The organism is Mesorhizobium sp. CA4, from assembly GCF_020165075.1.
Classification (GTDB): Bacteria; Pseudomonadota; Alphaproteobacteria; order Rhizobiales; family Rhizobiaceae; genus Mesorhizobium.
In genome coordinates, this window is the sequence record NZ_JAIUHK010000012.1 from 1 (window position 1) to 25,316 (window position 25,316).

Sequence of the window (25,316 nt, forward strand, 5' to 3'; positions counted from 1 at the left end):
TGTCCGAAAGGACGACCAGGATCCACTCGGCCTCCTTCCCACTTCAACCATACACCAGAACCAACACACAGGATCCTAGGGTCTGCGCGCGTCGCTTCGCTCTTTGCTTCGCCCTAGGATGACGGGGGCGGGGGCGTTTCGGCCAACTTCGAAAGCCGATACACATACATTACAAAATCCTCCGCCTTCCCGTGCGGCTCCTTTCGCGTCTCATAAAGCGCCCGCGCCGGCTCGTTATCGGGCTCGGTGCCGACCCAGGCTTCCTCGCAGCCGTGCTCCCGCCCGACCTCGAACATGGCATCGAGCATCCTTCGGGCGATGCCTTGCCGCTGGAAAGGCGGCGCCACGCCGACCTCGTCGAGGTAAAGCTCGCTCACCTTGTCGGGATGGCGATGAATGACAGCGGCGCATTGGCCTACGACAATGCCGTCGACCATGGCCACGATCATGAAATGGCCTGGCGAGTTGAGATAGGCAGCGAGACGGTCCGGTTGCACCGTCTCGTCGAACACCTCTTCGGCAACGCGCATCACAACCGCGTCATCGCCGGGATGAAGCCTTCGGATTTCGACGTTCATTGTGTAAATTCTCCCCAGTCGGCCCATCAATTTTGACGTTTACGTAATTCCCAAAGTATCTAACCGATTGAAAACACTGAGGTCGAAATAATCGTTTGAATTTTTCTTTGGCCGGCGCTATTCGGTGCGGCCAAATCTCGCGGTTTCCCGCATCCTTTCGGCCTCCCCGGCCCGTCACGACTTCGTCACAGACAAAGGAAAACATCCTCACATGGCACGCAACAAGATAGCGCTCATCGGCTCGGGCATGATCGGCGGCACGCTCGCCCATATGATCGGCCTCAAGGATCTCGGCGACGTGGTGCTGTTCGACATCGCCGAGGGTATTCCGCAGGGCAAGGGTCTCGACATCGCGCAGTCTTCGCCGGTCGACGGCTTCGATTCCCGGCTGACCGGCGTCAACGACTATGCCGGCATCGAGGGCGCGGATGTGTGCATCGTCACCGCCGGCGTGCCGCGCAAGCCCGGCATGAGCCGCGACGACCTTCTCGGCATCAACCTCAAGGTGATGGAACAGGTCGGCGCCGGGCTGAAGAAATATGCGCCGAAGGCCTTCGTCATCTGCATCACCAACCCGCTCGACGCGATGGTGTGGGCGCTGCAGAAGTTCTCCGGCCTGCCGACCAGCCATGTCGTCGGCATGGCCGGCGTGCTCGACAGCGCCCGCTTCCGCTATTTCCTGGCCGACGAGTTCAAGGTCTCGGTCGAGGACGTCACCGCCTTCGTGCTCGGCGGCCACGGCGATTCGATGGTGCCGATGATCCGCTATTCGACTGTGGCCGGCATCCCGCTGCCCGACCTCGTCAAGATGGGCTGGACCTCGAAGGAGAAGCTCGACCAGATCGTGCAGCGCACCCGCGACGGCGGCGCCGAGATCGTCGGCCTGTTGAAGACCGGTTCGGCCTATTACGCGCCGGCGGCTTCCGCGATCGCGATGGCCGAATCCTACCTCAAGGACAAGAAGCGCGTGCTTCCGTGTGCTGCGCATCTCTCGGGCCAGTATGGCGTGAAGAACACCTATGTCGGCGTTCCGGTGGTGATCGGCGCCGGTGGCGTCGAGCGCGTCATTGAGATCGATCTTTCCAAGGCCGAGCAGAAGATGTTCGACAATTCGGTCGCTGCGGTCCAGGGCCTGACCGAGGCCTGCACCAAGATCGCCCCGCATCTCGCCGGCAAGTAATCTCGCGGCAAGCAACCCTCCCCGGAGACCAAGCGCATGAACATCCATGAGTATCAGGCCAAGGCGCTGCTGAAGACGTTCGGCGCGCCGGTCGCAAGCGGCGTTCCGGTGTTCAAGGCCAGCGAGGCGGAAGCCGCCGCCAAGGCGCTGCCTGGCCCGCTCTATGTCGTGAAGAGCCAGATCCATGCCGGCGGCCGCGGCAAGGGCAAGTTCAAGGAACTCGGCCCCGACGCCAAGGGCGGCGTGCGGCTGGCGAAGTCGGCGGCGGAAGTCGTCGCCAATGCCAACGAGATGCTCGGCCACACGCTGGTCACCAAGCAGACCGGTCCGGCCGGCAAGCAGGTCAACCGCCTCTATATCGAGGACGGCGCCGACATTGCCCGCGAGCTCTATCTGTCGATCCTGGTCGACCGCTCGGTCGGCCGTATCGCCTTCGTTGTCTCCACCGAGGGCGGCATGGACATCGAGACGGTCGCGCATGACACGCCCGAAAAGATCGTCACCGTCGCCATCGACCCGGAAAAAGGCGTGACGGCGGATGACGTCAAGAAGCTCAACGCCGCGCTGAAGCTCGACGGCGATGCGGCCGAGGACGGCGCTTCGCTGTTCCCGATCCTCTATAAGGCCTTCGTCGAGAAGGACATGAGCCTGCTCGAGGTCAATCCGCTCATCGTCATGAAGGACGGGCATCTGCGCGTGCTCGATGCAAAGGTGTCGTTTGACAACAATGCGCTGTTCCGCCACCCGGACGTGATGGAATTGCGCGACACGACCGAGGAGGACGAGAAGGAGATCGAGGCGTCGAAATACGACCTCGCCTATGTCACGCTCGACGGCAATATCGGCTGCATGGTCAACGGCGCCGGCCTTGCCATGGCGACGATGGACATCATCAAGCTCTACGGTGCTGAGCCGGCTAACTTCCTCGACGTCGGCGGCGGCGCCTCCAAGGAAAAAGTCACGGCGGCGTTCAAGATCATCACCAAGGATCCGGCGGTCGAAGGCATCCTGATCAACATCTTCGGCGGCATCATGAAATGCGATGTCATCGCCGAAGGCGTGATCGCGGCGGTCAAGGAAGTGGGCCTGAAAGTGCCGCTGGTCGTGCGGCTGGAAGGCACCAATGCCGAGCTCGGCAAGAAGATCATCAACGACAGCGGCCTCAACGTCGTCTCGGCCGACGATCTCGACGATGCGGCCAAGAAGATCGTCAAGGCGGTGAAGGGCTAAAGCGGATGCCTCCGCGCAAGATAAACCTGGTCGAGGCGGCGGATCGAACGATCACCAAGGTCTTCGATCCGCATGTCGCCGGCGACGTCAACGATGCCCAAGCCAAGGTCGCCAAGTTCGGCGAGGTCTTTGACTGGCATGCGCATGACAATGAGGACGAGGCCTTCCTGGTGTTGCGCGGCCGGATCGCCATCGATTTCCGCGACGGGCCGGTCGAGCTCGGCGAGGGCGACTTCATCGTCGTGCCGTGCGGCGTCGAGCACCGGCCGCGCTCGCTAACCCCGGAACCGGTGGTGTTGATGTTCGAGCCGGCGACGACCTTGAACACCGGCAATGCCCGGAGCGATCTCACCGTCACCGACCTGAAGCGGCTGTGAGCCATGAACGCGTCGCCCTTCTCTTCCCTCTCGGACGGTCACCAACGCTTGCAGGGGCTGGTCGGCGCGTGGCGCGGCGAGGAAGAGGTTGCGGCAACGCAATGGACCGATGCCGGCGCGGCGACTTCGGAAGTGCAGGCGGAGGCCGAGTTCGGCGGCCTGTTCGTGGTGCAGCGCTATCGCCAGCGCCGGGACGGCACAGTTTCGTTCGGAGCGCATAATGTGTTCGGTTTCGACCAGCAGACCAGACTCGTCACCATGCATCAGTTCGACTCGATGGGATTCGTGCCGATGTCGCCGGCTACCGGCACGTGGAACGGCAGCGAGCTGATGCTGGAACGGTCGTCGCCGCGCGGCGCCGCGCGCGCGGTGTACAGCTTTGACGGCGCTGACGCCTACCGCATGAAACTTCAGTTCAAGCCCGCCGGCAGCGATGCATGGCAAGACATGGTGAGCGGCCTTTACCGGCGCGTTCCGCCTTCCTCGATCAACGGTTTTTAGAAAAGGGCCACGATGTCCATTCTCGTCGACAAGAATACCAAGGTGCTGGTCCAGGGTCTGACCGGCAAGACCGGCACGTTCCACACCGAGCAGGCGCTGGCCTATCACGACACCAAGATGGTGGGCGGCATAAACCCGAAGAAGGGGGGCGAGACCTGGACCGGTTCCAAGGGCGAAAGCCTGCCGATCTTCGCCACCGTGGCCGAGGGCAAGGCAAAGACCGGCGCCAACGCCTCCGTCATCTATGTGCCGCCGGCGGGCGCGGGCGAGGCCATCATCGAGGCGATCGAGGCCGAGATCCCGCTGATCGTCTGCATCACCGAAGGCATCCCGGTGATGGACATGGTCAAGGTCAAGGCGCGGCTCGACCGCTCCACCTCGCGGCTGATCGGCCCGAACTGCCCGGGCGTGCTGACGCCCGACGAATGCAAGATCGGCATCATGCCCGGCAACATCTTCCGCAAAGGCTCGGTGGGCGTTGTTTCGCGCTCGGGAACGCTTACCTATGAGGCAGTCTTCCAGACCACCAATGTTGGCCTCGGCCAGACCACGGCGGTCGGTATCGGCGGCGACCCGGTCAAGGGCACCGAATTCATCGACGTGCTGGAGATGTTCCTCGCCGACGACGAGACCAAGTCGATCATCATGATCGGCGAGATCGGCGGCTCGGCCGAGGAAGACGCCGCGCAGTTCCTCAAGGATGAAGCCAAGCGCGGCCGCAAGAAACCGATGGCGGGTTTCATCGCCGGGCGCACGGCGCCGGCCGGCCGCACCATGGGCCATGCGGGCGCGGTAATCTCGGGCGGCAAGGGCGGCGCGGAAGACAAGATCGCGGCGATGGAATCGGCCGGCATCAAGGTTTCGCCGTCGCCGGCGCGGCTCGGCACGACGCTGGTCGAGGCGATCAAGGGTTAAGGCAGTAGTGAGTAGGCAGTAGTCAGTAGTGAAAAAGGGACGAACGGGCGAGCAGCAGCTGAGCGGGGATTTTCATCTTTCTACTCACTACTGCCTACTCACTACTCCCTAAAAAGGAGACGGAGCCAGGCTCCGCAGACAAAATGGCAAGACAAGATCAGGCCAACGACCAATTCTCGCTCACCTCATTCCTCTATGGCGGCAATGCCGGCTATATCGACGCGCTCTATGCCGCCTATGAGGACGATCCGGCCTCCGTCAACCCGGAGTGGCAGGATTTCTTCGCCGCGCTGAAGGACGACGCGGGCGACGTGCGCAAGAACGCCAAGGGTGCCTCCTGGGCGAAGCCTTCCTGGCCGCTCACGGCCAATGGCGAGCTGGTCTCGGCGCTCGACGGCAATTGGGGCCTGGTCGAAAAGGCGGTCGAAAAGAAGGTCAAGGAAAAGGCGGTCGTCAACGGCGCCGTGCTTTCCGACGCCGACGTGCACCAGGCGACGCGCGATTCCGTGCGCGCCATCATGATGATCCGCGCCTACCGCATGCGCGGCCACCTGCACGCCAATCTCGACCCGCTCGGCATCGCCAAGCCGCTCGAGGATTATAACGAGCTGTCGCCGGAGAATTACGGCTTCACCGAAGCCGATTACGACCGGCCGATCTTCCTCGACAATGTGCTGGGGCTCGAATTCGGCACCATCCGGCAGATGCTGGACATCCTGACCCGCACCTATTGCTCGACGCTCGGCGTCGAGTTCATGCACATCTCCGATCCGGAAGAGAAGGCCTGGATCCAGGCGCGCATCGAAGGCGCCGACAAGGAGATCACCTTCACCGCCACCGGCAAGAAGGCGATCCTGTCGAAGCTGATCGAGGCCGAGGGCTTCGAGCAATATATCGACGTCAAGTACAAGGGCACCAAGCGTTTCGGCCTCGACGGCGGCGAGTCGCTGATCCCGGCGCTTGAGCAGATCGTCAAGCGCGGCGGCCAGCTCGGCCTCAAGGAAATCGTGCTCGGCATGGCGCATCGCGGCCGCCTCAACGTGCTTTCCCAAGTGATGGCCAAGCCGCACCGCGCCATCTTCCACGAATTCAAGGGCGGCTCGGCGGCTCCCGACGAGGTCGAGGGCTCGGGCGACGTGAAGTACCATCTCGGCGCCTCGTCGGACCGCGAGTTCGACGGCAACAAGGTGCATCTGTCGCTGACGGCCAATCCCTCGCATCTGGAAATCGTCGACCCCGTCGTAATGGGCAAGGCGCGCGCCAAGCAGGATCAGTTGTCCGGCCGCGAGCGCGGCGAGATCGTGCCGCTGTCGGAACGCGCCAAGGTCATGCCGCTCTTGCTGCATGGCGACGCCGCCTTCGCCGGCCAGGGCGTGATCGCCGAGATCCTCGGCCTGTCGGGGCTGCGCGGCCATCGCGTCGCAGGCACGCTGCATTTCATCATCAACAACCAGATCGGCTTCACCACCAATCCGCGCTTCTCGCGCTCTTCGCCCTATCCGTCGGATGTGGCCAAGATGATCGAGGCGCCGATCTTCCATGTCAATGGTGACGACCCGGAAGCGGTGGTGCATGCCGCGAAGGTCGCGACCGAGTTCCGCATGAAGTTCCACAAGCCGGTGGTGGTGGACATGTTCTGCTACCGCCGCTTCGGCCACAATGAGGGCGACGAGCCGTCCTTCACCCAGCCGATCATGTACCGCAATATCCGCAACCATAAGACGGTGGTGCAGATCTATGCCGACCGGCTGATCGCCGAAGGCCACGTCACCCAGGCCGAGGTCGACAAGATGCGGGCCGACTGGCGGGCGCACCTCGAGGCCGAATGGGAAGTCGGCCAGCAGTATAAGCCCAACAAGGCCGACTGGCTGGACGGCGCCTGGTCGGGCCTGCGGACCGCCGACAACCAGGACGAACAGCGGCGCGGCAAGACCGCCGTGCCGGTGCGCACGCTGAAGGAGATCGGCAAGAAGCTGACCGAGGTGCCGAAGGATTTCGAGGCGCACAAGACCATCCTGCGCTTCCTCGAAAACCGCCGCCAGGCGATCGAGTCGGGCGAAGGCATCGACTGGTCGACGGCCGAGGCGCTGGCCTTCGGCGCCATCCTGCTCGATGGCAATCCGGTCCGGCTTTCCGGCCAAGATTCGGAACGCGGCACCTTCTCGCAGCGCCATTCGGTGCTTTACGACCAGCGCGACGAGACCCGCTATATCCCGCTGAACAATCTCTCGGCGGCGCAGGCCGGCTATGAGGTCATCAACTCGATGCTCTCGGAAGAGGCGGTGCTCGGCTTCGAATACGGCTACAGCCTGGCCGAGCCCAAGGCGCTGACGCTGTGGGAAGCGCAGTTCGGCGACTTCGCCAATGGCGCCCAGGTGGTGTTTGACCAGTTCATCTCATCGGGCGAGCGCAAGTGGCTCCGCATGTCGGGTCTCGTCTGCCTGCTGCCGCATGGCTATGAGGGCCAGGGGCCGGAGCACTCGTCGGCGCGGCTGGAGCGCTTTCTGCAGCTCTGCGCGGAAGACAACATGCAGGTCGCCAACGTCACCACGCCGGCCAATTATTTCCATATCCTGCGCCGACAGCTGAAGCGCGACTTCCGCAAGCCGCTGATCCTGATGACGCCGAAGTCGCTGCTGCGCCACAAGCGCGCGGTGTCGACGCTGTCGGAGATGTCGGGCGAAAGCTCGTTCCACCGACTGCTTTGGGACGATGCGCAGCTCTTGGCCGACCAGCCGATCAAGCTGGTGAAGGACTCCAAGATCCGCCGCGTCGTGCTGTGCTCGGGCAAGGTCTATTACGACCTCTATGAGGAGCGCGAGAAGCGCGGCATCAACGACATCTACCTGCTGCGCGTCGAACAGCTCTATCCGTTCCCTGCCAAGGCGCTGATCACCGAGCTGTCGCGTTTCCGCAATGCCGAGATGGTGTGGTGCCAGGAGGAGCCCAAGAACATGGGCGCCTGGTCGTTCATCGATCCGTATCTCGAATGGGTGCTGGCGCATATCGACGCCAAGCATCAGCGGGTGCGCTACACCGGACGGCCGGCCTCGGCCTCGCCGGCGACTGGGTTGATGTCGAAGCATCTCAGCCAGCTGGCCGCGCTGCTCGACGACGCGCTCGGCGAATAAGGGCGCTGGGCGGGTAAGCAGACCGGACGAAACAGACCTCAAGAAGACAACGGACAGGCACAATGGCTACCGAAATCCGCGTCCCCACTCTCGGCGAATCCGTCACCGAGGCGACTGTCGGCAAGTGGTTCAAGAAGGTCGGCGACGCGATCGCCGCCGACGAGCCCCTGGTCGAGCTCGAAACCGACAAGGTGACGGTGGAAGTGCCCGCCGCGGGCGCCGGAACGCTGGCCGAGATCGCGGTCAAGGAAGGCGAGACCGTCAATGTCGGCGCGCTGCTCGGCTCGATTGCGGCGGGCGGCGCAGCTGCCGCTCCGGCCCCCAAGCCGCAGGCGGTGGCGCAGGCTTCCAGCCCGGACGCCGCGTCCACCACCAAGCAGGCCGCGGCCGAAACCGCCAAGATGGCCGGCGACGCTGGTCCGGTCGAGCCGCGCACCATGCCGCCAGCGCCGGCCGCGGCCAAACTGATCGCGGAACACAATCTCTCGGTCGACCAGCTGTCCGGTTCCGGCAAGCGCGGCCAGGTGCTGAAGGGCGATGTGCTCGACGCCATCGCCAAGGGCGCTCCTTCCCAGCCGGCCGAGACGCCGAAGGCTGCTCCGGCTCCGGCACCCGTCGCGGCCCGCGCGCCGTCCACGGCCGAGGATGCGCCGCGCGAGGAGCGCGTGCGCATGACCAAGCTGCGCCAGACCATCGCGCGCCGCCTGAAGGAAGCGCAATCGACCGCCGCCATGCTCACCACCTTCAACGAGGTGGATATGAGCGCGGTGATGGCGCTGAGGGCCAAATACAAGGACGTGTTCGAGAAGAAGCATGGCGTGAAGCTCGGCTTCATGGGCTTTTTCACCAAGGCGGTGACGCATGCGCTGAAGGAGATCCCGGCGGTCAATGCCGAGATCGACGGCACCGACATCATCTACAAGAATTTTGCCCATGTCGGCGTCGCCGTTGGCACCGACAAGGGCCTGGTGGTGCCGGTGGTGCGCGATGCCGACCAGATGTCCATCGCCGAGATCGAGAAGGAGATCGGCCGGCTGGGCCTCGCCGCGCGCGACGGCAAGCTGTCGGTGGCGGATATGCAAGGCGGGACGTTCACGATTTCCAACGGTGGTGTTTACGGGTCGCTGATGTCGACGCCGATCCTGAACGCGCCGCAGTCGGGCATCCTCGGCATGCACAAGATCCAGGAGCGGCCGGTGGTCGTCGGCGGCCAGATCGTCATCCGGCCGATGATGTATCTGGCGCTCAGCTACGACCACCGCATCGTCGACGGCAAGGAAGCCGTGACCTTCCTGGTGCGTGTCAAGGAAAGCTTGGAGGATCCCGAGCGGCTGGTGCTCGATCTGTAAGGTGACCCATGGCGGCTCGCGGCTGGAACGGCGAATGAAGGCCCGTCTGCTTGCTGCCGCGAAACCCGTCGCACTTGCGGCCGGAGTGGCTCTCGTGGCAGCCAACGCCAACGCCGCCTGCCCGATCCAGCTTGCCGTCTATGGCGAGGCGAAAAGCGGCGCCGAGATCGACTTCACGCCGGCCGGCAGCTCGGCGACGATCACCAATAATTTCCGCATGATCCTCGACAGCAACGTCGTGCTCGACGGCATCGCTATGTGGACCGAGGGATCGTCCGCGCGGCCGCATGGCTCGCTGATGTACAAATGCCCGACCGGCGACGTCACCGGCGAGGAACTCGCCGCCTGCACGGTCTGGGAAGGCGTGATCTACAGCGCCGACGAGAAAGGGATTGTCGGCCTGTTGCCGGCCGAGGGCGCCGACGCGCCGAAAAGCCTGATCTTTCCCGATCTCGGGCCGTCGCTCGAAATGTCGGCGGCCTATGGTCCCGCCGGCTTCTCCAAAGTGCCGTGGGACATCTTCGTGCTGAAAGGCTGCCAGGAATGAGCGCCGAGAAAAAGACGCTGCTGGTCACCGGCGGCAGCCGCGGCATCGGCGCGGCTATCTGCCGGCAGGCGAACCGCGCAGGCTACCGCGTGGCGGTCAATTACGTCTCCAATCAGTCGGCGGCGGACGCGCTGGTGGCCGAGCTCAAGGCGGCAGGCGGCGATGCCTTCGCGGTCAAGGGCGATGTCGGCAGCGAGGCCGATATCATGGCGATGTTCGAAGTCGTCGACCGCGCCTTCGGCCGGCTGGACGCCTTCGTCAACAATGCCGGCATCGTCGACGTCAAGGCGCGGGTCGACGAGATGAGCATGGCGCGGCTGGAGCGCATGATGCGCATCAATGTTGTCGGCTCGTTCCTGTGCGCGCGTGAGGCGGTGAAGCGCATGTCGATGCGGCATGGCGGCAGGGGCGGCGCCATCGTCAACCTGTCCTCGGCGGCGGCCAGGCTGGGATCGCCCGGCGAATATGTCGATTATGCCGCCTCCAAGGGCGCGATCGACACCATGACCATCGGCTCGCGCGCGAAGTCGTGCTGGAGGGCATCCGCGTCAACGCGGTCAGCCCCGGCATCACCGAGACCGAAATCCACGCCTCGGGCGGCCAGCCCGACCGGGTGGCGCGGATGCAGGATTTGCTGCCGATGAAGCGCGCGGGAACGGCCGACGAAGTCGCCAGCGCGGTTCTCTATCTAATGTCGGATGCGGCCTCCTATATAACGGGCGCGATCCTGAATGTGAGCGGCGGCCGCTAAGGGCCAGACCAGAAGGAACCATCATGGCTTATGACGTCGTAATCATCGGATCGGGACCTGGCGGCTACGTCTGCGCCATCAAGGCTGCGCAGCTCGGGCTGAAGACGGCGGTGGTCGAGAAGAACGCCACCTTCGGCGGCACCTGCCTCAACATCGGCTGCATTCCCTCGAAGGCATTGCTCCACGCTTCCGAGATGTTCGCCGAGGCCGGCCATGCTTTCGATACGCTGGGTATCGAGCTGCCGGCGCCGAAGCTCAATCTGAAGAAGATGCTGGCGCATAAGGACGCGACGGTTGCGTCCAACGTCAACGGCGTTGCCTTCCTGTTCAAGAAGAACAAGATCGATTCCTTTCGTGGCACCGGCAAGGTGATTTCCGCCGGCAAGGTTTCGGTAACCGGCGAGGACGGCAAGGTCGAGGAGATCGAGACCAAGAACATCGTCATCGCCACCGGTTCCGATGTCGCCGGCATTCCCGGCGTCAAGGTCGATTTCGACGAGAAGGTGATCGTCTCCTCCACCGGCGCGCTGTCGCTGGCCAAGGTGCCGGCCACCCTCGTGGTGGTCGGTGGCGGCGTCATCGGGCTGGAGCTCGGCTCGGTGTGGGCCCGGCTCGGCGCCAAGGTGACGGTGGTCGAGTTCCTCGACAACATCCTCGGCGGCATGGACGGCGAGGTGTCTAAGCAGTTTCAGCGGCTCCTGTCCAAGCAGGGTTTCGAGTTCAAGCTCGGCGCCAAGGTCACCGGCGTCGCCAAGGCCAAGAAGGGCGCTGCCGTCACCTTCGAACCGGTCAAGGGCGGCGCGGCGGAAACCATCGAGGCTGATGTGGTGCTGGTTGCCACCGGGCGGCGGCCCTATGCCGACAGCCTGGGGCTGAAGGAAGCGGGCGTCGAGACGGACGAGCGCGGCCGCGTCAAGACCGACGGGCATCTCAGGACCAATGTTCCCGGCATCTATGCCATCGGCGACGTCATCGCGGGGCCGATGCTGGCGCACAAGGCCGAGGACGAAGGCGTGGCGGTGGCCGAGACGATCGCCGGCCAGGCCGGCCATGTGAACTACGACGTCATCCCGAGCGTCGTCTACACCAGCCCGGAGATCGCTTCGGTCGGCAAGACCGAGGAAGAGCTGAAGAAGGCCGGCATCGACTACAAGGCCGGGAAATTCCCGTTCAGCGCCAATGGCCGCGCGCGCGCCATGCTGCACACCGACGGCTTCGTGAAGATCCTGGCCGACAAGGCGAGCGACCGCGTGCTCGGCGTCCATATCGTCGGCTTCGGCGCCGGCGAGATGATCCACGAGGCGGCGGTGCTGATGGAATTCGGCGGTTCGTCCGAAGACCTGGCGCGGACCTGCCACGCGCATCCGACGATGTCGGAAGCGGTGAAGGAAGCGGCGCTGGCGACGTTCTTCAAGCCGATTCATATCTGACGTAGGTCAGGCGCCGAACGCATACGAGTTCGTCACCCTATGGCTAAGAGCGGAGCGACGCAGCGCAGACCATAGGATCCTGCCGTCACGCCAAGGCGTTGCGGCGGCTCATAATTCTGCTCCGGTTGCACTCGATGGCAACGGTCACGGCATGGATACCCGGGTCAAGCCCGGGTATGACGAAGGCGTAGTTGCTCCAACCAAAACGGCCCGCCTTTCGGCGGGCCGTTTGTCGTGAAGCTGTAGCCGATTACTGGGCCGGCGCAGGTGCCGGAGCCGGGGTCGGCGTAGGCGCCGGAGCTGGCGTGGGAGCTGGGGCTGGCGCCGGAGTGGGCGTAGGCGCAGGAGCCGGAGTTGCCGGCGCTGGTTCAGGCGTTGCAGGCGCCGGAGCGGGCGTGCTGGCTGCAGGCGGCTCGGAAGTCGCCGGGGCGTGCTCGCCGCCGCTTCTGCCGAAGACATAATACGCAACAATGGCCAGGATAATGACAACAAGGGCGATCAGCCACCCGCTGCCGCCACCACCGCCACGCGATGGGGGAGGCGTGCTCGAAGGGGTGTAGGGATCGTTAGGGTTCGCCATGAAACGTGTCCTCCTTGGATGAAAGTCATCAAAATAACAGCCATCAACGCGCTGAGCCCGCATCGGGTTTCACGCGAACGGACGGAAAGCGCTGAAAAACCGGCGTTTTCAGGTCCGCCAGCCGCCAGACGACTCAGTTGACGGCGGTAACACTATACCCTGCCTTGCGAAAATCCTCGACCAGTCCTTCCGGGCCGGGCAGATGCATGGCGCCGACGGCCATGAAGACGTTGCCCTTGGCCAAAATCGGCCCGGCATGCGCGGCCATCACCTTGTTGCGGCTGGTGACCATGGTCTGCTCGAAGGCGGCATAGCCGGCCTTGTCGTCCGCCGTCTCCGGGAATATGGCGCGGAACAGCGGCCAGAACATGCCGACCTCGCCGCGCTGGTAGAGCACGATCATCGTTTCGTTGACGTCGTTCACCTTGTCGCCGAGCTTCATCGTCTCGACCAGGCTCTTCATGTGGAATTCGAGCGGCAGCGAGGCCATGGCGCGCAGCTGATCGACGGCGGTTTCGAGCCCTTCGACATTCTTTCCCGAAGCCTTGGCGTCCGAGGCAAGCTTGACGTCCAGCACGGGTTCGCCGGCGCTCTGGCGCGCCACCTCGCAGGCCGGCAACGCCATCATCGCCGAGAGGATCCACGGCTTCATCTTGGCGACTGTCGCCGGCGGAATGCCGCGCGCGTCGAGCCCCTTGTTCAGCGCCGCCGCATCGTCCGGCGACAAGAGCGACGACAGGGTGGTGTTGTCGGTGAACATCATCAGGCCAGGTTCGCTCGCCATCGCGGCCATCATCTTGGCCTTGTCCATCGCGTCGGTCGTCTCGATGACGACGGTGCCGGCGCCGTCATAGGCCTCTTGCGCGGCGGCCGGCAACGTGGTGACGCGGGTATCGGTCATGTGCATGGTGCCGAACAGGTAAGACGGCTTTTCGCCCGGCTTCTCCAGTTTCCACAGCAGCCCTTTGCCGTTGGGTATGGCCGCGGCCTCGGTCTCGACCTTTTTGAAGGCGGCGGGATCGTTCTTTTCCAGCGTGGTCAAAAGATCGGTGCCGGCGCAAGTAGGCGCCTCGGCATGGGCCCCGCCAGCGAGCAGCAAAACGACAAGGAAAGACAGGAAAAACAGCAGGTTGAGCGCTGCAAGCAGCTTCAACGAGATAAGGGCCGCGCGGTCGGCAATGGCGATGACGCGTTTCATGAAGAAGCGTCTTAGCACTGAAAAGCGGCAAAACGGTTAACCGGGAGGATGAAATTGTTTCTGGTCCGGTGAGCCGCGGGCTTCGCGCCACCCCAGTGGTTTCACGCCCTTGGATGCGCCTTTTCATAGATATCGAGCAGCCTTGCGGTGTCGACGCCGGTGTAGATTTGGGTGGTCGAAAGGCTGGCGTGGCCGAGCAGTTCCTGGATGGTGCGGAGGTCGCCGCCGCGGCCGAGCAGATGGGTGGCGAAGGAATGCCGCAGGGCGTGCGGCGTCGCGGTGTCGGGCAGGTTGAGTGCCGAGCGGAGCTTCGCCATCTCGCGCTGGACGATGGCCGGATTGAGCGGGCCGCCACGGGCGCCCCGGAACAGCAGGCCCTCGGGACCGATATGGAAGGGGCATAGCCGGCGGTATTCGGCGACCGCCCTGCGGGCCACCGGCAGCACCGGCACCAGCCGCGTCTTGCCACCCTTGCCGGTGACGCGCAATACGGTGTCGGCTTCCGTTGCCAGATCGGCGCCGGTCAGGCCGAGCGCTTCGGAGATGCGCAGGCCAGAGCCATAGAGCAGCGTCAGCACGGCGGCATTGCGGGCGGCAATCCATGGCTCTTCCGCGAGCTGGCCCTCCACGGCCACGACCTGCTTGGCGTCGGTTGCCGTCAGCGGCTTGGGCAATGACTTCGGCTGACGCGGCGCGCGCAGTGCCGCCGCGCCCGCCGCGTTGACCATCCCGCGTTTTTCGAGAAAGCGCAGCAGCGAGCGGATGCCGGCGAGGCCGCGTCCCAGCGTGCGGGCGCCGGCGCCTTCATTGCGCCGCGCGGCGAGGAAGCCGCGCAAATCGGCCGGCCGCAGGTCGGCGATGTCGGAAATGCCAGGCGCGCCGCCGCAATGGCCGGTCAGGAAATGCAGGAACTGGCGGGTGTCGCGCTCATAGGCCTCGACCGTCTCCGGCGACAGCCGGCGCTCATGCGCCAGCGTCTTCAGCCAGGTCTCGCGCGCCGCCTGAAGGTCGGGTTTGGCCGGGATGAGGAATTCCTGCATGGGCTTTTTCCGTTTTTGGCAGTTTCGGACGTGCGGGTTAGGAAGCGGTGAAGAGGCCGTCATTGAAATGATGGCTTGAGGGGATTAGAGCAGGGCAAAGGAAGCGCCGCCGATGTCGAAGCTCGAAAACCCCGTACAGATGGCTGTGATCGGTGCCGCGCACGGCATCAAGGGCGAATTGCGGGTGAAGACCTTCACCGGCGATCCGCTGGCGCTGGCCGATTACGGTCCGCTTTATGCCAGGGACGGCCGCGCCTTCCAGATCACCGACATCAGGCCAGCTGGCACCGTCGTGGTGGTGCGCTTCAAGGGCGTCGGTGACCGCAACGCCGCCGAGGCTTTGGCCGGCACCGAGCTTTTCGTCGACCGCTCGGTGCTGCCCGATGAAGGCGAGGAAGACGAGTTCTATCACGCCGATCTCATCGGCCTCGACGTCAGGGACGATACTGGTGTCATCGGCAAGGTCGTCGCCGTGCACAATTTCGGCGGCGGCGACATACTCGATGTCACCCTTGCCGGCCGCAAAGGCGTGCTGATCCCGTTCACGCAGGCCGCGGTGCCGCATGTCTCGATCGCCGACGGATTTGTGGAGGTCAATCCGCTGGCGGCTGGCCTTGTTGAGGATGAGGAAGATGGGGCGGCACCTGGCCATTCCGGCTTCGACCCGAAGGGCAGGCCGCGCGGACCGAAGGATGCCGGGGGCAACCGTTGAGCTTTGCCGCTTCGGTGTTGACGCTCTATCCGGAGATGTTTCCGGGCCCGCTTGGGCTGTCGCTCGCCGGCCGGGCGCTGGAGGCCGGCACGTGGTCGCTCGAAGCGATCCAGATCCGCGATTTCGCCACTGACAGGCATCGCACCGTCGACGACACGCCGGCCGGCGGCGGCGCCGGCATGGTGATGCGCGCCGACGTGCTGGCCAAAGCCATCGACCACGCCGCGCCGCCAGGTGATCCGCGCCCGCGCCTGTTGATGAGCCCGCGCGGCAAACCGCTGACGCAGGTGCGCGTGCGCGAATTGGCCGCCGGCCCGGGCGCGGTCATCCTGTGCGGCCGCTTCGAGGGTGTCGACCAGCGGCTGATCGAGGCGCGAGAACTGGAGGAGGTCTCGGTCGGCGATTTCATCCTGTCGGGCGGCGAGCCGGCAGCACTTGTGCTGCTCGATGCCGTGGTGCGGCTATTGCCCGGCGTCATGGGCAATGCCGTCTCGGGCGAGGAAGAAAGTTTCGAGAACGGCCTGCTCGAACATCCGCACTACACGCGGCCGCAGGAGTTCGAAGGCAGGCCGATCCCGGACGTGCTGATTTCCGGCAACCACAAGAAGATTGCCGAATGGCGGCGCGCCGAGGCCGAGAAACTGACACGGGAGCGGCGGCCGGATTTGCTGCGCGCTCAGCCCTTGGTGAAATAGTAAAAGGCCAAGAGCAGGCCGACGGCGACGACGAAGCCGCGCACAAGGCCTTGCGGCACGCGCTTGGCCATCCAGACGCCGGCATAGCCGCCGAGCGCCCCGCCCGGGATCATGACGATCGCCTGCGGCCAGGCGACGACGCCGCCCGAAACGAAAACCAGGATGGCGATGGCGGCGATGACCACGGCCAGCATGTTTTTCAGCGCGTTGAGCCGGTGGTAGTCGCCGGCCTGCGTCAGGCCGAGAGTGGCGAGCATCATCACGCCCATGCCGGCGCCGAAGAAGCCGCCGTAGACGGACGTCGCGAACTGGGCGAGCGATCCGGCGAATGACCCGACCTTGGCCTCCGCGCCAGGTTTGGGCGCCGGTTTCAGCCATGGCCCGGCCGCAAAGAGCGCGGTCGCGGCGATCAGCAGCCAGGGCACCAGGGCGCGGAAAGACGGATTGGAGAGCGCAAGCAGGATGAGTGAGCCGGCCAGCGCGCCGAAGGCGGAGATGACGCAGAGCAGCAACGCCTGGCGCCAGAAATGCCTGATGTCGTCGAGATAAGCGAGCGTCGAGGTGATGTAGCCGGGAAACTGCGTCACCGAGGAGGTGGCATTGGCGACGATCGGCGGCACGCCGACCAAGCTCATGGCGCCGAAGGTGACGAAGGTGCCGCCGCCGGCGACGGCATTGACCGCGCCGGAGACAAAACCCGAGAGAAAGAGCAAGGCGGCATCGAAAAAAGTCATTTTCCCCGCTTAAGAAGCTTGCAAGCCGCGCGCAACCCGGCACGGCCGCAGTAAACGTGGGGCCATGGACGCAAATGTGCCGCAACGCCCTTGTTTCGGTGCATGTCGTCGTCACGGAACCGCGCACGGTTCCGGGCGACATGCATTAGGGCGTGACAAAGCGGCAAAATGGCTGTATGTGCCCGCCCGAACCGGAAGAACGATCTTCTGGACCCGTCAACAAGTGCGGTGTAGCCGTCCCTGCCCGATGTTTCGACAAAGGGCATAGCCGAGCGGTCATTGGAACTGCAAGGCGAGCTGAGGACGCTCTGACTGTCGGAAGAACAAGAAGTGGATATTTGAGATGGATCTCATCCGTCAGCTCGAGGCCGAACAGGCCGCCAAGATCGAAGCCAAGCGCAAGCTGCCCGAATTCCAGCCGGGCGACACCGTGCGCGTCCAGGTGCGCGTCACCGAAGGCACCCGCACCCGCGTCCAGGCCTATGAGGGCGTCGTCATCGCCCGCGCCGGCTCGGGCTTCCAGGAGAATTTCACCGTACGCAAGATTTCCTACGGCGAAGGCGTGGAGCGGGTTTTCCCGGTCTACTCGCCGATGGTCGAGGGCGTCGAGATCGTGCGCCGCGGCAAGGTTCGCCGCGCCAAGCTCTATTACCTGCGCGACCGTCGCGGCAAGTCGGCCCGTATTTCGGAAAACACCGGCGTGCGCGCCCGCAAGCTGAACGATGAAGAGCGCGATGCGCTGAACGCCGAACGCGCCCGCATCGAGGCCGAAAAGGTCGCCGCCGCCCAGGCGCTGGCCGCCGAGACGGCCGCCAAGGAAGCCGCCGAGAAAAAGGCTGCCGCCGAGGCCGCTTCGGCCGAATAAGGTCTTTGCGAGACAGGTTTCGGAAAGGCGGCTTCGGCCGCCTTTTTTCGTTTTCACCGAGCTGTGATCGCGCGCCTCCAGAAAACCGATCCGGCGGGTTGACGGACAATTATCTTGTACACTATATAATCGCGTACGATATAATGGAGATTGAAAATGTCTGCACTCTACACCGCCCAGGCTCATGTCACCGGCGGCCGCAACGGTCACGGCGAAACCAGCGACGGCCTGCTCAAGGTCGATCTGGCGATGCCGAAAGAACTTGGCGGCAAGGGCGGCGCCACCAATCCCGAGCAGCTTTTCGCCGTCGGCTATGCGGCCTGCTTCGAGAGCGCGGTGCGTTTTGTCGCCCGCCAGCAGAAGCTGGCGCTGCAGGACGCTTCCGTCACCTCCACCGTCAGCCTCTATCCGAACGACCAGGGCGGCTTCAGGCTCGGCGTTTCGCTGGCGGCGGAGATCAAGGGGCTTGATCAGGCGGCCGCCGAGGCGCTTGTATCGGAAGCGCACAAGATCTGCCCCTATTCCAACGCCATCCGGGGCAATATCGACGTAGCGCTCTCGGCAAAGGCTGCATGACAACGAAAACCGAAACAAGGACCAGGCAAGCCCCGGCGCAAGACGCCGGGGCGATCGAAGTGCCGCGTCTCGACCAGCAGCTTTGCTTCGCGCTCTATTCGGCAAGCGGCCTGATGACCAAGCTTTACAGGCCGCTGCTCGATCCGCTCGGCCTCACCTATCCGCAATATCTGGCGATGCTGGCGCTGTGGCAGCATTCGCCGAGCACGATCGGCGAGCTCGGCGCGGCACTGGGGCTCGATTCGGCGACGTTGACGCCGCTCATCAAGCGGATGGAAGCCGGCGGCCTGGTGACGCGCCGCCGCGATAGCGCCGACGAGCGCCGCGTGCTGGTCGAGCCGACTGCGAAGGGCGAGGCGCTGCGGGCGAAGATGAAGGACGTGCAGGAGGGACTCAGCTGCGGCATGCCGCTGGAACGGGCCGAGCTGAAAGCCCTGCACGGCACGCTGACACGACTGGTCGCGGGGTTGCGCGAGGCCACGGCCGATCGGGACTGATCGCGACAAAGGCCGTCCTCGAAACCATCCTTGAAGAGCACAGGATTGCGCATTCACGCGCCGCGGCAGTGCGGAGCGGCTTGCAAGGCGCATGCGGCAAGCTAAAGTCGGCGCCGGATTTTCTCTTGGCGCGTGAACATCGCGCGGCCAATCATCTTGGGGGAGTTTGTCATGACCAAGTCGAAACTGCTGCTGGCCGCCATGGTGGCCTGGCTTCTCGCGCCTGTGGCGGCGCTCGCCGGCAACCTGCCCGATCTCGGCGGCAAAAAGGTCGTGGTGGTGACGGAGAACGCCTATCCGCCGCTGCAGTTCATCGACAAGAAAACCGGCAAGCAGATCGGCTGGGAATATGACGCGATGGACGAGATCGCCAAGCGGCTGAACTTCAAGGTTGAGTACCAGAACACCTCCTGGGACGCGATGATCCAGGCGGTTTCCGACAACCAGTACAACATCGGCATGACCGGCATCACCATCAAGGACGACCGCAAGGAGAAGGTCGACTTTTCCGATCCCTATATGCGCTCGGAGCAGTTCATGCTGGTGCGCGGCGACGAAAGCCGCTTCACCGACGCGAAGAGCTTCGCCGCCTTCAAGGACGGGCTGATCGGCGCCCAGGCCGGCACCACGCCCTTCTACACTGCCGTCTACAGCGTGCTCGACGGCAATGAGCAGAACCCGCGCATCAAACTCTTCGAAACGTTCGGCGCGACCGTGCAGGCGCTTAAATCGGGCGACGTCGACGTGGTGCTCACCGACGGCACCGCCGGCCAGGGTTATGTCGAGGCTTCCGAAGGCAAGCTGAAGCTGATCGGCGGACCGCTCGGCACCGAGGATTTCGGCTTCATTTTCCCGAAGGGCTCGGACCTGGTGAAGCCGGTCAATGCCGCCATCGCTTCGCTGAAGGCCGACGGCACGTTCGACAAGCTCAACAAGAAGTGGTTCCTCGATTACAAGATGGGGCAGTAGGCGCTGTTGCTGCCAATGATGCGCGACAGTGGCGGGCCGGAACTTGCAAAGGCCTCATTCCTTCACACCCCCCTCTGTCCTGCCGGACATCTCCCCCGCAAGGGGGGAGATTGGCAGCTTGGCCGGTGGCACTCGTCCTTCGGCGTTGGAGATTGGCGAAAGCCTACGCGACATCTGATCTCCCCCCTTGCGGGGGAGATGCCCGGCAGGGCAGAGGGAGGTGTGCCGGAACGCGACCTTCGCAACTATCTTGCCCGCATCGCCTGATGCCATCCACATCCACCTCCAAACCCGAATTCCCCTGGTGGCTGGCCGCTGCCCTCGTGCTGGCATTGGCCGCCGCTGTCGCCATCGCTTCCAGCGACCTCTATGCGCAAGTCTTCGCCACCGTCACCAAGGGTATCGGCATCACCATCTTCGTCACGGCAGTCGCGTTCGCGCTTGCCTCCGCGCTTGGGCTTGGCATCGCGCTGATGGCGCTGTCGGGCTCGCAGTGGCTGCGCCAGATCGCGCGTTTCTACGTCGAGATCATTCGCGGCGTGCCGATCCTGGTGCTGTTGTTCTGGATCGCCTTTGCCGGCGCGCCGGCCTTCGTCGCCGCCTGGAATGCGCTGACCACGCCGCTGCAGGGCGCCGGCCTGATGGGCGAACTCCTGGTGCGCGACGTCTCGCTGCTTTGGCGCGCCGTCATGGCTTTGACCATCGGCTACTCGGCCTTCATCTCGGAAGTGTTCCGCGCCGGCATCCAATCGGTCGAGAAGGGCCAGATCGAGGCGGCCAAGGCGCTCGGGCTCAGCCGGGTCCAGCGCTTCCGGCTGATCGTCTTCCCGCAGGCGATCCGCACCATCCTGCCGCCGCTCGGCAACGACTTCGTCGCCATGGTCAAGGATTCTTCGCTGGTCTCGGTGCTCGGCGTCGCCGACATCACCCAGATGGGCAAGGTTTATGCCGCGGGCTCCTTCCGCTTCTTCGAGACCTATTCGATTGTCGCCTATATTTACCTGATCCTCACCGTCGGCCTGTCGCTGGCGCTGCGGGCGCTGGAACAGCGGCTGCGCCGCCAGCATCAGGAATAGCCGGCAGCAAAAGTCCGCGCTGCCTCTTTGTTTTTGACGCAATTCCGGACGGAAAACCGGTTCCCACTTTTCCTGGAATTGCTCTAGCTTGGGTCATGTGCATCCGGCGGAGGAGACGCCCATGAATTTCGACAAGGCCAATGCGGCGCTGGATTCCGTCTATTCGGCCGACTCGCCGGAAGGGCTCGCAAAGGCCTATGCCGACTGGGCCGCGGCTTACGACAGCGAGACCGCCTCGCTGGGCTACCTTCTGCCTTTCCTCATCACCGCCTGGGTGGCGCGGCACGTGCCGGCGGGCGAAGGTCCGTTGCTCGACGCGGGCTGCGGCACGGGCCTGTCGGGCCCGTCGCTGAAGGCTCTGGGCTACGGCGACATCGCCGGGCTCGACCTCTCCGACGACATGCTGAAGATCGCCGGCAGCCGCCAGGCCAATGGGAAGCCGGCCTATAACGAGCTGAAGAAGGCGATGCTCGGCGGCCCGCTGCCCTGGCCCGACCGGCATTTCCGCGCCTTCTTCTCGACCGGCGTCTTCACCATCGGCCACGCGCCGGCTTCCGGCCTGCATGAGCTGGTGCGCATCACCAAAAGCGGCGGTCACGCCATCTTCACCGTGCGCGACCAGGTTTTCGAGAGCGGCGGTTTTCAGGCGGTGTTCGATGGGCTGACAGAGGCTGGGAAATGGCGCCTGGTCCAGGAGAGCCCGTGGTTCCGCTGCTACGCCATCGGCGACCCGGAAGCGCTGGTGAAGACGTTTGTGTTCGAGGTGGCTTGAATAAGCTTGGTGCCGGTTCCTCGCCCCCGCGGAAGCGGGGGAGAGGTGGCCCGGCGAAGCCGGGACGGAGAGGGGGACGACCTTCGCGACGTCAAAACCGTTATGAGATTTAAACTCGGGAGAGGGTCCTCGGACAGGGACTCCTTCCAGGCGCCGCGCAGGCCCCTCTCCGTCCCGGCTTCGCCGGGCCACCTCTCCCCACTTTGTGGGGCGAGGAACCAGGTTCCGGCCGCTAATTGCCGAAAAGCCAAAACATTGCTATCTACCCGGCCATGGAAAAGCTTTTCAGCGATCCGACCTATAAGGGTTTCGTGCTGCAGGACAGAAAGCGCCTGCCGTCGCGCTTTTCCGCGCGGGTCTGCGGCGCGCTCACCAGCCGACTTCGCTGAACCGACCGATCGCAGTTGTCGCGCCGGATTGCCGGCGTCCTTTTCCCATTCTCATATCGACGGATTTACGCACATGAGCGCACCGCGCACCCTCTACGACAAGATCTTCGACGACCACACGGTCGACCGCCAGGACGACGGCACCTGCCTGCTCTATATCGACCGCCACCTCGTGCACGAGGTCACCAGCCCGCAAGCCTTCGAGGGCCTGCGCATGAGCAACCGCAAGGTCCGCCATCCGGAAAAGACGCTGGCCGTGGTCGACCACAACGTGCCGACCTCGCCCGAGCGCAAGTTCGGCATCAAGAATGAGGAGAGCCGCATCCAGGTCGAGGCGCTGGCCAAGAATGCCAAGGATTTCGGCATCGAATATTATTCCGAGAACGATATCCGCCAGGGCATTGTCCACATCATCGGGCCGGAGCAAGGCTTCACGCTGCCGGGCATGACCATCGTCTGCGGCGACAGCCACACCTCCACGCACGGCGCGTTCGGCGCATTGGCGCATGGCATCGGCACGTCTGAGGTTGAGCATGTGCTGGCCACACAGACGCTGATCCAGCGCAAGGCCAAGAACATGCTGGTGCGCGTCGACGGCCAGCTGCCGGAAGGCGTCACCGCCAAGGATATCATCCTCGCCATCATCGGCGAGATCGGCACGGCGGGCGGCACCGGCTATGTCATCGAATATGCGGGCGAGGCGATCCGCTCGCTGTCGATGGAAGGCCGCATGACGATCTGCAACATGTCGATCGAAGGCGGCGCCCGCGCCGGCCTGATCGCGCCGGACGAGACGACCTTTGCCTATGTCAAGAACAAGCCGCGCGCCCCGAAGGGCGCCGCCTGGGATGCCGCGCTCGCCCATTGGAAAACGCTGCAGTCCGACGAAGGCGCGCATTTCGACAAGGTCGTGGTGCTCGACGCGCAAAAACTGCCGCCGATCGTCTCCTGGGGCTCCTCGCCCGAGGACGTCGTCTCGGTTCAGGGCACCGTGCCCGATCCGCAAGAGATCGCGGACGAGAACAAGCGCACCTCGAAGATCCGCGCGCTCGACTATATGGGGCTGACGCCTGGAACCAAGATCACCGACATCGCGCTCGACCGCGTCTTCATCGGCTCCTGCACCAATGGCCGCATCGAGGATCTGCGCGCCGCCGCCAAGGTGGTCGAGGGCAAGAAGGTCAATCCGCGCGTCAACGCCATGATCGTGCCGGGCTCCGGCCTGGTCAAGGAACAGGCGGAGGCCGAAGGCCTCGACAAGATCTTCGTCGCCGCCGGCTTCGACTGGCGCGAACCGGGCTGCTCGATGTGCCTGGCCATGAACGACGACCGGCTGAAGCCGCATGAACGCTGCGCCTCGACCTCGAACCGCAATTTCGAGGGCCGGCAAGGCTTCAAGGGCCGCACCCATCTGGTGTCGCCGGCCATGGCGGCGGCCGCCGCGATCGCCGGCCATTTCGTCGACATCCGCGACTGGAAGTAACAGCCGGCTGCGTCTCTCAACAAAGGCCCGGACATGACGTCCGGGCCTTTTGCTTTCAGCGCTCTATCTGCGAATGATCTCGTGAAACTCCTCGCGCCGGCCGGGCTCGTCGGCGGCGACGACCAAGGCCAACTGCCGCTCGTCGAAAATTCTGAACCATTCGTCCCACTCCACGAGCTCGTAGCCGCCGCTGTTGATCGGACGCTCCGGGCGGTCGGTGTCTTCATAAGCCTGCTGCCCGAAAACCAGCCGCAGCATGGGCTGCGTTCCCGCCTCGGGCGAGACGTCGACGATGGCCGGGAAGCCGGCGCGCGCCGCCGCCCAGGAGCGGATTTCATCGTGGTTCGTCAAAGTGATCGTGCCCGCCATCTCGATCGTCTCCCGTCTGGCGTCTCCTGTCTGGCCGGACAACGCCGCTCCGGCAGGCCGGTTCCGCGTGGCATGCGATGTATCTATCGAGACTTAACCGCTTGTTTGGGCTTGCGTCCTAGTGTCTCCCCCTGGGTAAGTTGGGAAAAGTCGCAGTCCTTTGGACACCGGTCTGCTCATAGCGCTGCTCAATCCGACGATAGCGCTGGCGCTCGGCGCTGCGTTCCTCGTGCTGTGGTCCTATCAGCGCCATCGACCCTATCTGGCTGTGCTTGGCGCGAGCTACTGCCTCTCGGCGCCGGGTTTCCTGCTGCAATATTTCACGCTTCCGATCGGCGTGGCGCTGACCAAGCTCGTTTCCAACATCTGCTTCACGATCGCGGCCTGCTGCCTCTCCAGCGCGATCATCGCGCGCTACGGGCGGCGCGTGCCCTATGTCGCTATCGCAATCATGACCGGGGGCGGGCTCGCCGCCTTCATCTGGTTCATGTTCGTCCAGCCGGACCTCACCTGGCGCGTGCTTGTCATGAATTTCGGTTTCGGCGCGCTCAGCCTGCTGGTCGCCGCGGAACTGAGAACGGTGCGCCGCAACGGTCCGACCGAAAAGATCCTGCTCGCGCTGTCGCTGCTTTCCGGGCTGAACTTCATTGCCCGCACGCTGATCGTCGCGCACGGGCCGTTCCCCGGCTATGACGGCTTCTACGGCTCGTCCTACTGGACGACGGCGCTGCTTTCGCACGCGCTTTTGTCGCTGCTGATCGCGCTTAGCCTGTTCACGGCGGCGGCGCTCGACGTGATGAAGACCTTGAAGGCCGAGAGCCATACCGACCCGCTCTCCGGCATCCTCAACCGCCGCGGCTTCGAGGAGAGGGCGATCCTCTTGCTCGACCAGTGCGGCAAGGCCGGCTTTCCCGTCGCGCTGGTGCTTGCCGATCTCGATCACTTCAAGGCGCTGAACGACCAGCATGGGCATGAGGCCGGCGACCGGGTGATCGCCGACTTCGCCGCCAAGCTGCGCTCCGCCACCGGCGCGCGCGGGGCCGCCGGCCGCATCGGCGGCGAAGAGTTCGCCGTGCTTCTGCCGCTCAGCGACCTGGGGGCGGCAAGGCTCTTTGCCGAAGGGATCCGCGCTTTCTATTCGGCCGGCGCAATCGAGGGCCTGCCACCCGGGATCAGGGTGACCGCGAGCTTCGGCGTCGCCGCCCGCTCCGGCAGGGAAGGGCTGATGCCGCTGATGCGGCGCGCCGACGAGGCGCTCTACAAGGCCAAGAAGAACGGCCGCGACAGCGTGCGGCTTTCCTATGAGAGACCTGAAACCGCCTTCGCTGCCGAGCCGCTCGCCGTCGGCTGATCGCAGGCTGACGCGCAACGT

At 64.5% G+C, this 25,316-nt stretch carries 24 protein-coding genes and 1 pseudogene; 20 read left to right on the forward strand and 5 right to left on the reverse strand.

Annotated elements, in window-relative coordinates:
• Positions 1 to 113 precede the first annotated feature (113 nt).
• Positions 114 to 578 carry a GNAT family N-acetyltransferase gene (locus tag LB528_RS12080; RefSeq protein ID WP_224715043.1) on the reverse strand — a complete coding sequence of 155 codons (465 nt, stop codon included), beginning with the start codon at positions 576 to 578 and terminating at the stop codon, positions 114 to 116.
• A gap of 211 nt (positions 579 to 789) precedes the next feature.
• Between LB528_RS12080 and mdh the strand changes: the two genes are divergently transcribed.
• The 10 genes and pseudogenes from mdh to lpdA all read left to right on the forward strand — a co-directional run bounded on the left by mdh (position 790) and on the right by lpdA (position 11,989).
• Positions 790 to 1,758, forward strand: coding sequence for a malate dehydrogenase (mdh, locus tag LB528_RS12085; RefSeq protein WP_224584888.1), 969 nt, complete (start codon positions 790 to 792; stop codon positions 1,756 to 1,758).
• A gap of 36 nt (positions 1,759 to 1,794) precedes the next feature.
• Positions 1,795 to 2,988: an ADP-forming succinate--CoA ligase subunit beta gene (sucC, locus tag LB528_RS12090; RefSeq protein WP_224715044.1), complete on the forward strand. Its 1,194-nt coding sequence runs from the start codon at positions 1,795 to 1,797 to the stop codon at positions 2,986 to 2,988.
• A 5-nt stretch (positions 2,989 to 2,993) separates the two neighbouring features.
• Positions 2,994 to 3,365 (forward strand): cupin domain-containing protein, encoded by a 372-nt coding sequence (locus tag LB528_RS12095; protein WP_224715045.1) that lies wholly within the window; start codon positions 2,994 to 2,996, stop codon positions 3,363 to 3,365.
• 3 nt (positions 3,366 to 3,368) lie between these two features.
• Positions 3,369 to 3,866, forward strand: coding sequence for a DUF1579 family protein (locus LB528_RS12100; RefSeq protein WP_224715046.1), 498 nt, complete (start codon positions 3,369 to 3,371; stop codon positions 3,864 to 3,866).
• A gap of 12 nt (positions 3,867 to 3,878) precedes the next feature.
• A complete protein-coding gene (gene sucD / locus LB528_RS12105) occupies positions 3,879 to 4,781 on the forward strand; it encodes a succinate--CoA ligase subunit alpha (RefSeq protein WP_224715047.1) in 903 nt (300 codons plus the stop codon).
• Positions 4,782 to 4,924: 143 nt separating this feature from the next.
• On the forward strand, positions 4,925 to 7,912 hold the full coding sequence (locus LB528_RS12110; protein WP_224715048.1) for a 2-oxoglutarate dehydrogenase E1 component: 2,988 nt from the start codon (positions 4,925 to 4,927) through the stop codon (positions 7,910 to 7,912).
• A 62-nt stretch (positions 7,913 to 7,974) separates the two neighbouring features.
• Positions 7,975 to 9,261, forward strand: coding sequence for a 2-oxoglutarate dehydrogenase complex dihydrolipoyllysine-residue succinyltransferase (gene odhB, locus LB528_RS12115; protein ID WP_224715049.1), 1,287 nt, complete (start codon positions 7,975 to 7,977; stop codon positions 9,259 to 9,261).
• Between the two features lie 34 nt (positions 9,262 to 9,295).
• Positions 9,296 to 9,808: a hypothetical protein gene (locus LB528_RS12120; RefSeq protein ID WP_224715050.1), complete on the forward strand. Its 513-nt coding sequence runs from the start codon at positions 9,296 to 9,298 to the stop codon at positions 9,806 to 9,808.
• Positions 9,805 to 10,559 (forward strand): annotated as a pseudogene (locus LB528_RS12125) (SDR family oxidoreductase). Before LB528_RS12120 ends, LB528_RS12125 begins: the two are co-directional and overlap by 4 nt.
• A gap of 23 nt (positions 10,560 to 10,582) precedes the next feature.
• On the forward strand, positions 10,583 to 11,989 hold the full coding sequence (gene lpdA, locus LB528_RS12130; RefSeq protein ID WP_224715051.1) for a dihydrolipoyl dehydrogenase: 1,407 nt from the start codon (positions 10,583 to 10,585) through the stop codon (positions 11,987 to 11,989).
• Between the two features lie 713 nt (positions 11,990 to 12,702).
• Here lpdA and LB528_RS12135 read toward each other — a convergent pair.
• On the reverse strand, positions 12,703 to 13,767 hold the full coding sequence (locus tag LB528_RS12135; protein ID WP_224715052.1) for a TraB/GumN family protein: 1,065 nt from the start codon (positions 13,765 to 13,767) through the stop codon (positions 12,703 to 12,705).
• A 101-nt stretch (positions 13,768 to 13,868) separates the two neighbouring features.
• Positions 13,869 to 14,807: a tyrosine recombinase XerC gene (locus tag LB528_RS12140; RefSeq protein WP_224715053.1), complete on the reverse strand. Its 939-nt coding sequence runs from the start codon at positions 14,805 to 14,807 to the stop codon at positions 13,869 to 13,871.
• 112 nt (positions 14,808 to 14,919) lie between these two features.
• Here LB528_RS12140 and rimM point away from each other — a divergent pair, with 112 nt between their 5' ends.
• Both rimM and trmD read left to right on the forward strand, forming a co-directional pair.
• Positions 14,920 to 15,519, forward strand: coding sequence for a ribosome maturation factor RimM (gene rimM, locus LB528_RS12145; RefSeq protein ID WP_224715054.1), 600 nt, complete (start codon positions 14,920 to 14,922; stop codon positions 15,517 to 15,519).
• Positions 15,516 to 16,214 carry a tRNA (guanosine(37)-N1)-methyltransferase TrmD gene (gene trmD, locus LB528_RS12150; protein ID WP_224715055.1) on the forward strand — a complete coding sequence of 233 codons (699 nt, stop codon included), beginning with the start codon at positions 15,516 to 15,518 and terminating at the stop codon, positions 16,212 to 16,214. Before rimM ends, trmD begins: the two co-directional genes overlap by 4 nt.
• Here the strand turns inward: trmD and LB528_RS12155 are convergent.
• Positions 16,196 to 16,948 (reverse strand): sulfite exporter TauE/SafE family protein, encoded by a 753-nt coding sequence (locus LB528_RS12155; RefSeq protein WP_224715056.1) that lies wholly within the window; start codon positions 16,946 to 16,948, stop codon positions 16,196 to 16,198. The two genes, trmD and LB528_RS12155, sit on opposite strands and share 19 nt — an antisense overlap.
• 343 nt (positions 16,949 to 17,291) lie before the next feature.
• Here LB528_RS12155 and rplS point away from each other — a divergent pair, with 343 nt between their 5' ends.
• The 7 genes from rplS to leuC all read left to right on the forward strand — a co-directional run bounded on the left by rplS (position 17,292) and on the right by leuC (position 23,575).
• The gene (rplS, locus tag LB528_RS12160; RefSeq protein WP_095769549.1) at positions 17,292 to 17,813 is read left to right on the forward strand and encodes a 50S ribosomal protein L19; all 522 of its coding nucleotides are present in this window, start codon (positions 17,292 to 17,294) and stop codon (positions 17,811 to 17,813) included.
• Positions 17,814 to 17,969: 156 nt separating this feature from the next.
• A complete protein-coding gene (locus LB528_RS12165) occupies positions 17,970 to 18,389 on the forward strand; it encodes an organic hydroperoxide resistance protein (protein WP_224715057.1) in 420 nt (139 codons plus the stop codon).
• Positions 18,386 to 18,886, forward strand: a complete 501-nt coding sequence (locus LB528_RS12170; RefSeq protein ID WP_224715058.1) for a MarR family winged helix-turn-helix transcriptional regulator — start codon at positions 18,386 to 18,388, stop codon at positions 18,884 to 18,886. Before LB528_RS12165 ends, LB528_RS12170 begins: the two co-directional genes overlap by 4 nt.
• 171 nt (positions 18,887 to 19,057) lie before the next feature.
• A complete protein-coding gene (locus LB528_RS12175; RefSeq protein ID WP_224715059.1) occupies positions 19,058 to 19,855 on the forward strand; it encodes a transporter substrate-binding domain-containing protein in 798 nt (265 codons plus the stop codon).
• 266 nt (positions 19,856 to 20,121) lie between these two features.
• Complete coding sequence (locus LB528_RS12180; protein ID WP_224715060.1) at positions 20,122 to 20,931, forward strand: amino acid ABC transporter permease; 810 nt, start codon at positions 20,122 to 20,124, stop codon at positions 20,929 to 20,931.
• A 121-nt stretch (positions 20,932 to 21,052) separates the two neighbouring features.
• The gene (locus tag LB528_RS12185; RefSeq protein ID WP_224715061.1) at positions 21,053 to 21,703 is read left to right on the forward strand and encodes a class I SAM-dependent DNA methyltransferase; all 651 of its coding nucleotides are present in this window, start codon (positions 21,053 to 21,055) and stop codon (positions 21,701 to 21,703) included.
• 462 nt (positions 21,704 to 22,165) lie between these two features.
• On the forward strand, positions 22,166 to 23,575 hold the full coding sequence (gene leuC, locus LB528_RS12190; RefSeq protein ID WP_224715062.1) for a 3-isopropylmalate dehydratase large subunit: 1,410 nt from the start codon (positions 22,166 to 22,168) through the stop codon (positions 23,573 to 23,575).
• Between the two features lie 63 nt (positions 23,576 to 23,638).
• Here the strand turns inward: leuC and LB528_RS12195 are convergent, their stop codons facing one another.
• Positions 23,639 to 23,944, reverse strand: coding sequence for a hypothetical protein (locus LB528_RS12195; protein WP_095769553.1), 306 nt, complete (start codon positions 23,942 to 23,944; stop codon positions 23,639 to 23,641).
• Between the two features lie 160 nt (positions 23,945 to 24,104).
• On the opposite strand from LB528_RS12195, the gene LB528_RS12200 reads away from it, so the two are divergent.
• Positions 24,105 to 25,295, forward strand: a complete 1,191-nt coding sequence (locus tag LB528_RS12200) for a GGDEF domain-containing protein (RefSeq protein ID WP_224715063.1) — start codon at positions 24,105 to 24,107, stop codon at positions 25,293 to 25,295.
• The last annotated feature ends 21 nt before the right edge of the window (positions 25,296 to 25,316 follow it).

Coding starts and splice junctions, on each gene's coding strand:
- LB528_RS12080 (WP_224715043.1), bottom strand. CDS start 578: ATGAACGTCGAAATCCGAAGGCTTCATCCCGGCGATGACGCGGTTGTG.
- mdh (WP_224584888.1), top strand. CDS start 790: ATGGCACGCAACAAGATAGCGCTCATCGGCTCGGGCATGATCGGCGGC.
- sucC (WP_224715044.1), top strand. CDS start 1,795: ATGAACATCCATGAGTATCAGGCCAAGGCGCTGCTGAAGACGTTCGGC.
- LB528_RS12095 (WP_224715045.1), top strand. CDS start 2,994: ATGCCTCCGCGCAAGATAAACCTGGTCGAGGCGGCGGATCGAACGATC.
- LB528_RS12100 (WP_224715046.1), top strand. CDS start 3,369: ATGAACGCGTCGCCCTTCTCTTCCCTCTCGGACGGTCACCAACGCTTG.
- sucD (WP_224715047.1), top strand. CDS start 3,879: ATGTCCATTCTCGTCGACAAGAATACCAAGGTGCTGGTCCAGGGTCTG.
- LB528_RS12110 (WP_224715048.1), top strand. CDS start 4,925: ATGGCAAGACAAGATCAGGCCAACGACCAATTCTCGCTCACCTCATTC.
- odhB (WP_224715049.1), top strand. CDS start 7,975: ATGGCTACCGAAATCCGCGTCCCCACTCTCGGCGAATCCGTCACCGAG.
- LB528_RS12120 (WP_224715050.1), top strand. CDS start 9,296: ATGAAGGCCCGTCTGCTTGCTGCCGCGAAACCCGTCGCACTTGCGGCC.
- lpdA (WP_224715051.1), top strand. CDS start 10,583: ATGGCTTATGACGTCGTAATCATCGGATCGGGACCTGGCGGCTACGTC.
- LB528_RS12135 (WP_224715052.1), bottom strand. CDS start 13,767: ATGAAACGCGTCATCGCCATTGCCGACCGCGCGGCCCTTATCTCGTTG.
- LB528_RS12140 (WP_224715053.1), bottom strand. CDS start 14,807: ATGCAGGAATTCCTCATCCCGGCCAAACCCGACCTTCAGGCGGCGCGC.
- rimM (WP_224715054.1), top strand. CDS start 14,920: ATGTCGAAGCTCGAAAACCCCGTACAGATGGCTGTGATCGGTGCCGCG.
- LB528_RS12155 (WP_224715056.1), bottom strand. CDS start 16,948: ATGACTTTTTTCGATGCCGCCTTGCTCTTTCTCTCGGGTTTTGTCTCC.
- rplS (WP_095769549.1), top strand. CDS start 17,292: ATGGATCTCATCCGTCAGCTCGAGGCCGAACAGGCCGCCAAGATCGAA.
- LB528_RS12165 (WP_224715057.1), top strand. CDS start 17,970: ATGTCTGCACTCTACACCGCCCAGGCTCATGTCACCGGCGGCCGCAAC.
- LB528_RS12170 (WP_224715058.1), top strand. CDS start 18,386: ATGACAACGAAAACCGAAACAAGGACCAGGCAAGCCCCGGCGCAAGAC.
- LB528_RS12175 (WP_224715059.1), top strand. CDS start 19,058: ATGACCAAGTCGAAACTGCTGCTGGCCGCCATGGTGGCCTGGCTTCTC.
- LB528_RS12180 (WP_224715060.1), top strand. CDS start 20,122: ATGCCATCCACATCCACCTCCAAACCCGAATTCCCCTGGTGGCTGGCC.
- LB528_RS12185 (WP_224715061.1), top strand. CDS start 21,053: ATGAATTTCGACAAGGCCAATGCGGCGCTGGATTCCGTCTATTCGGCC.
- leuC (WP_224715062.1), top strand. CDS start 22,166: ATGAGCGCACCGCGCACCCTCTACGACAAGATCTTCGACGACCACACG.
- LB528_RS12195 (WP_095769553.1), bottom strand. CDS start 23,944: ATGGCGGGCACGATCACTTTGACGAACCACGATGAAATCCGCTCCTGG.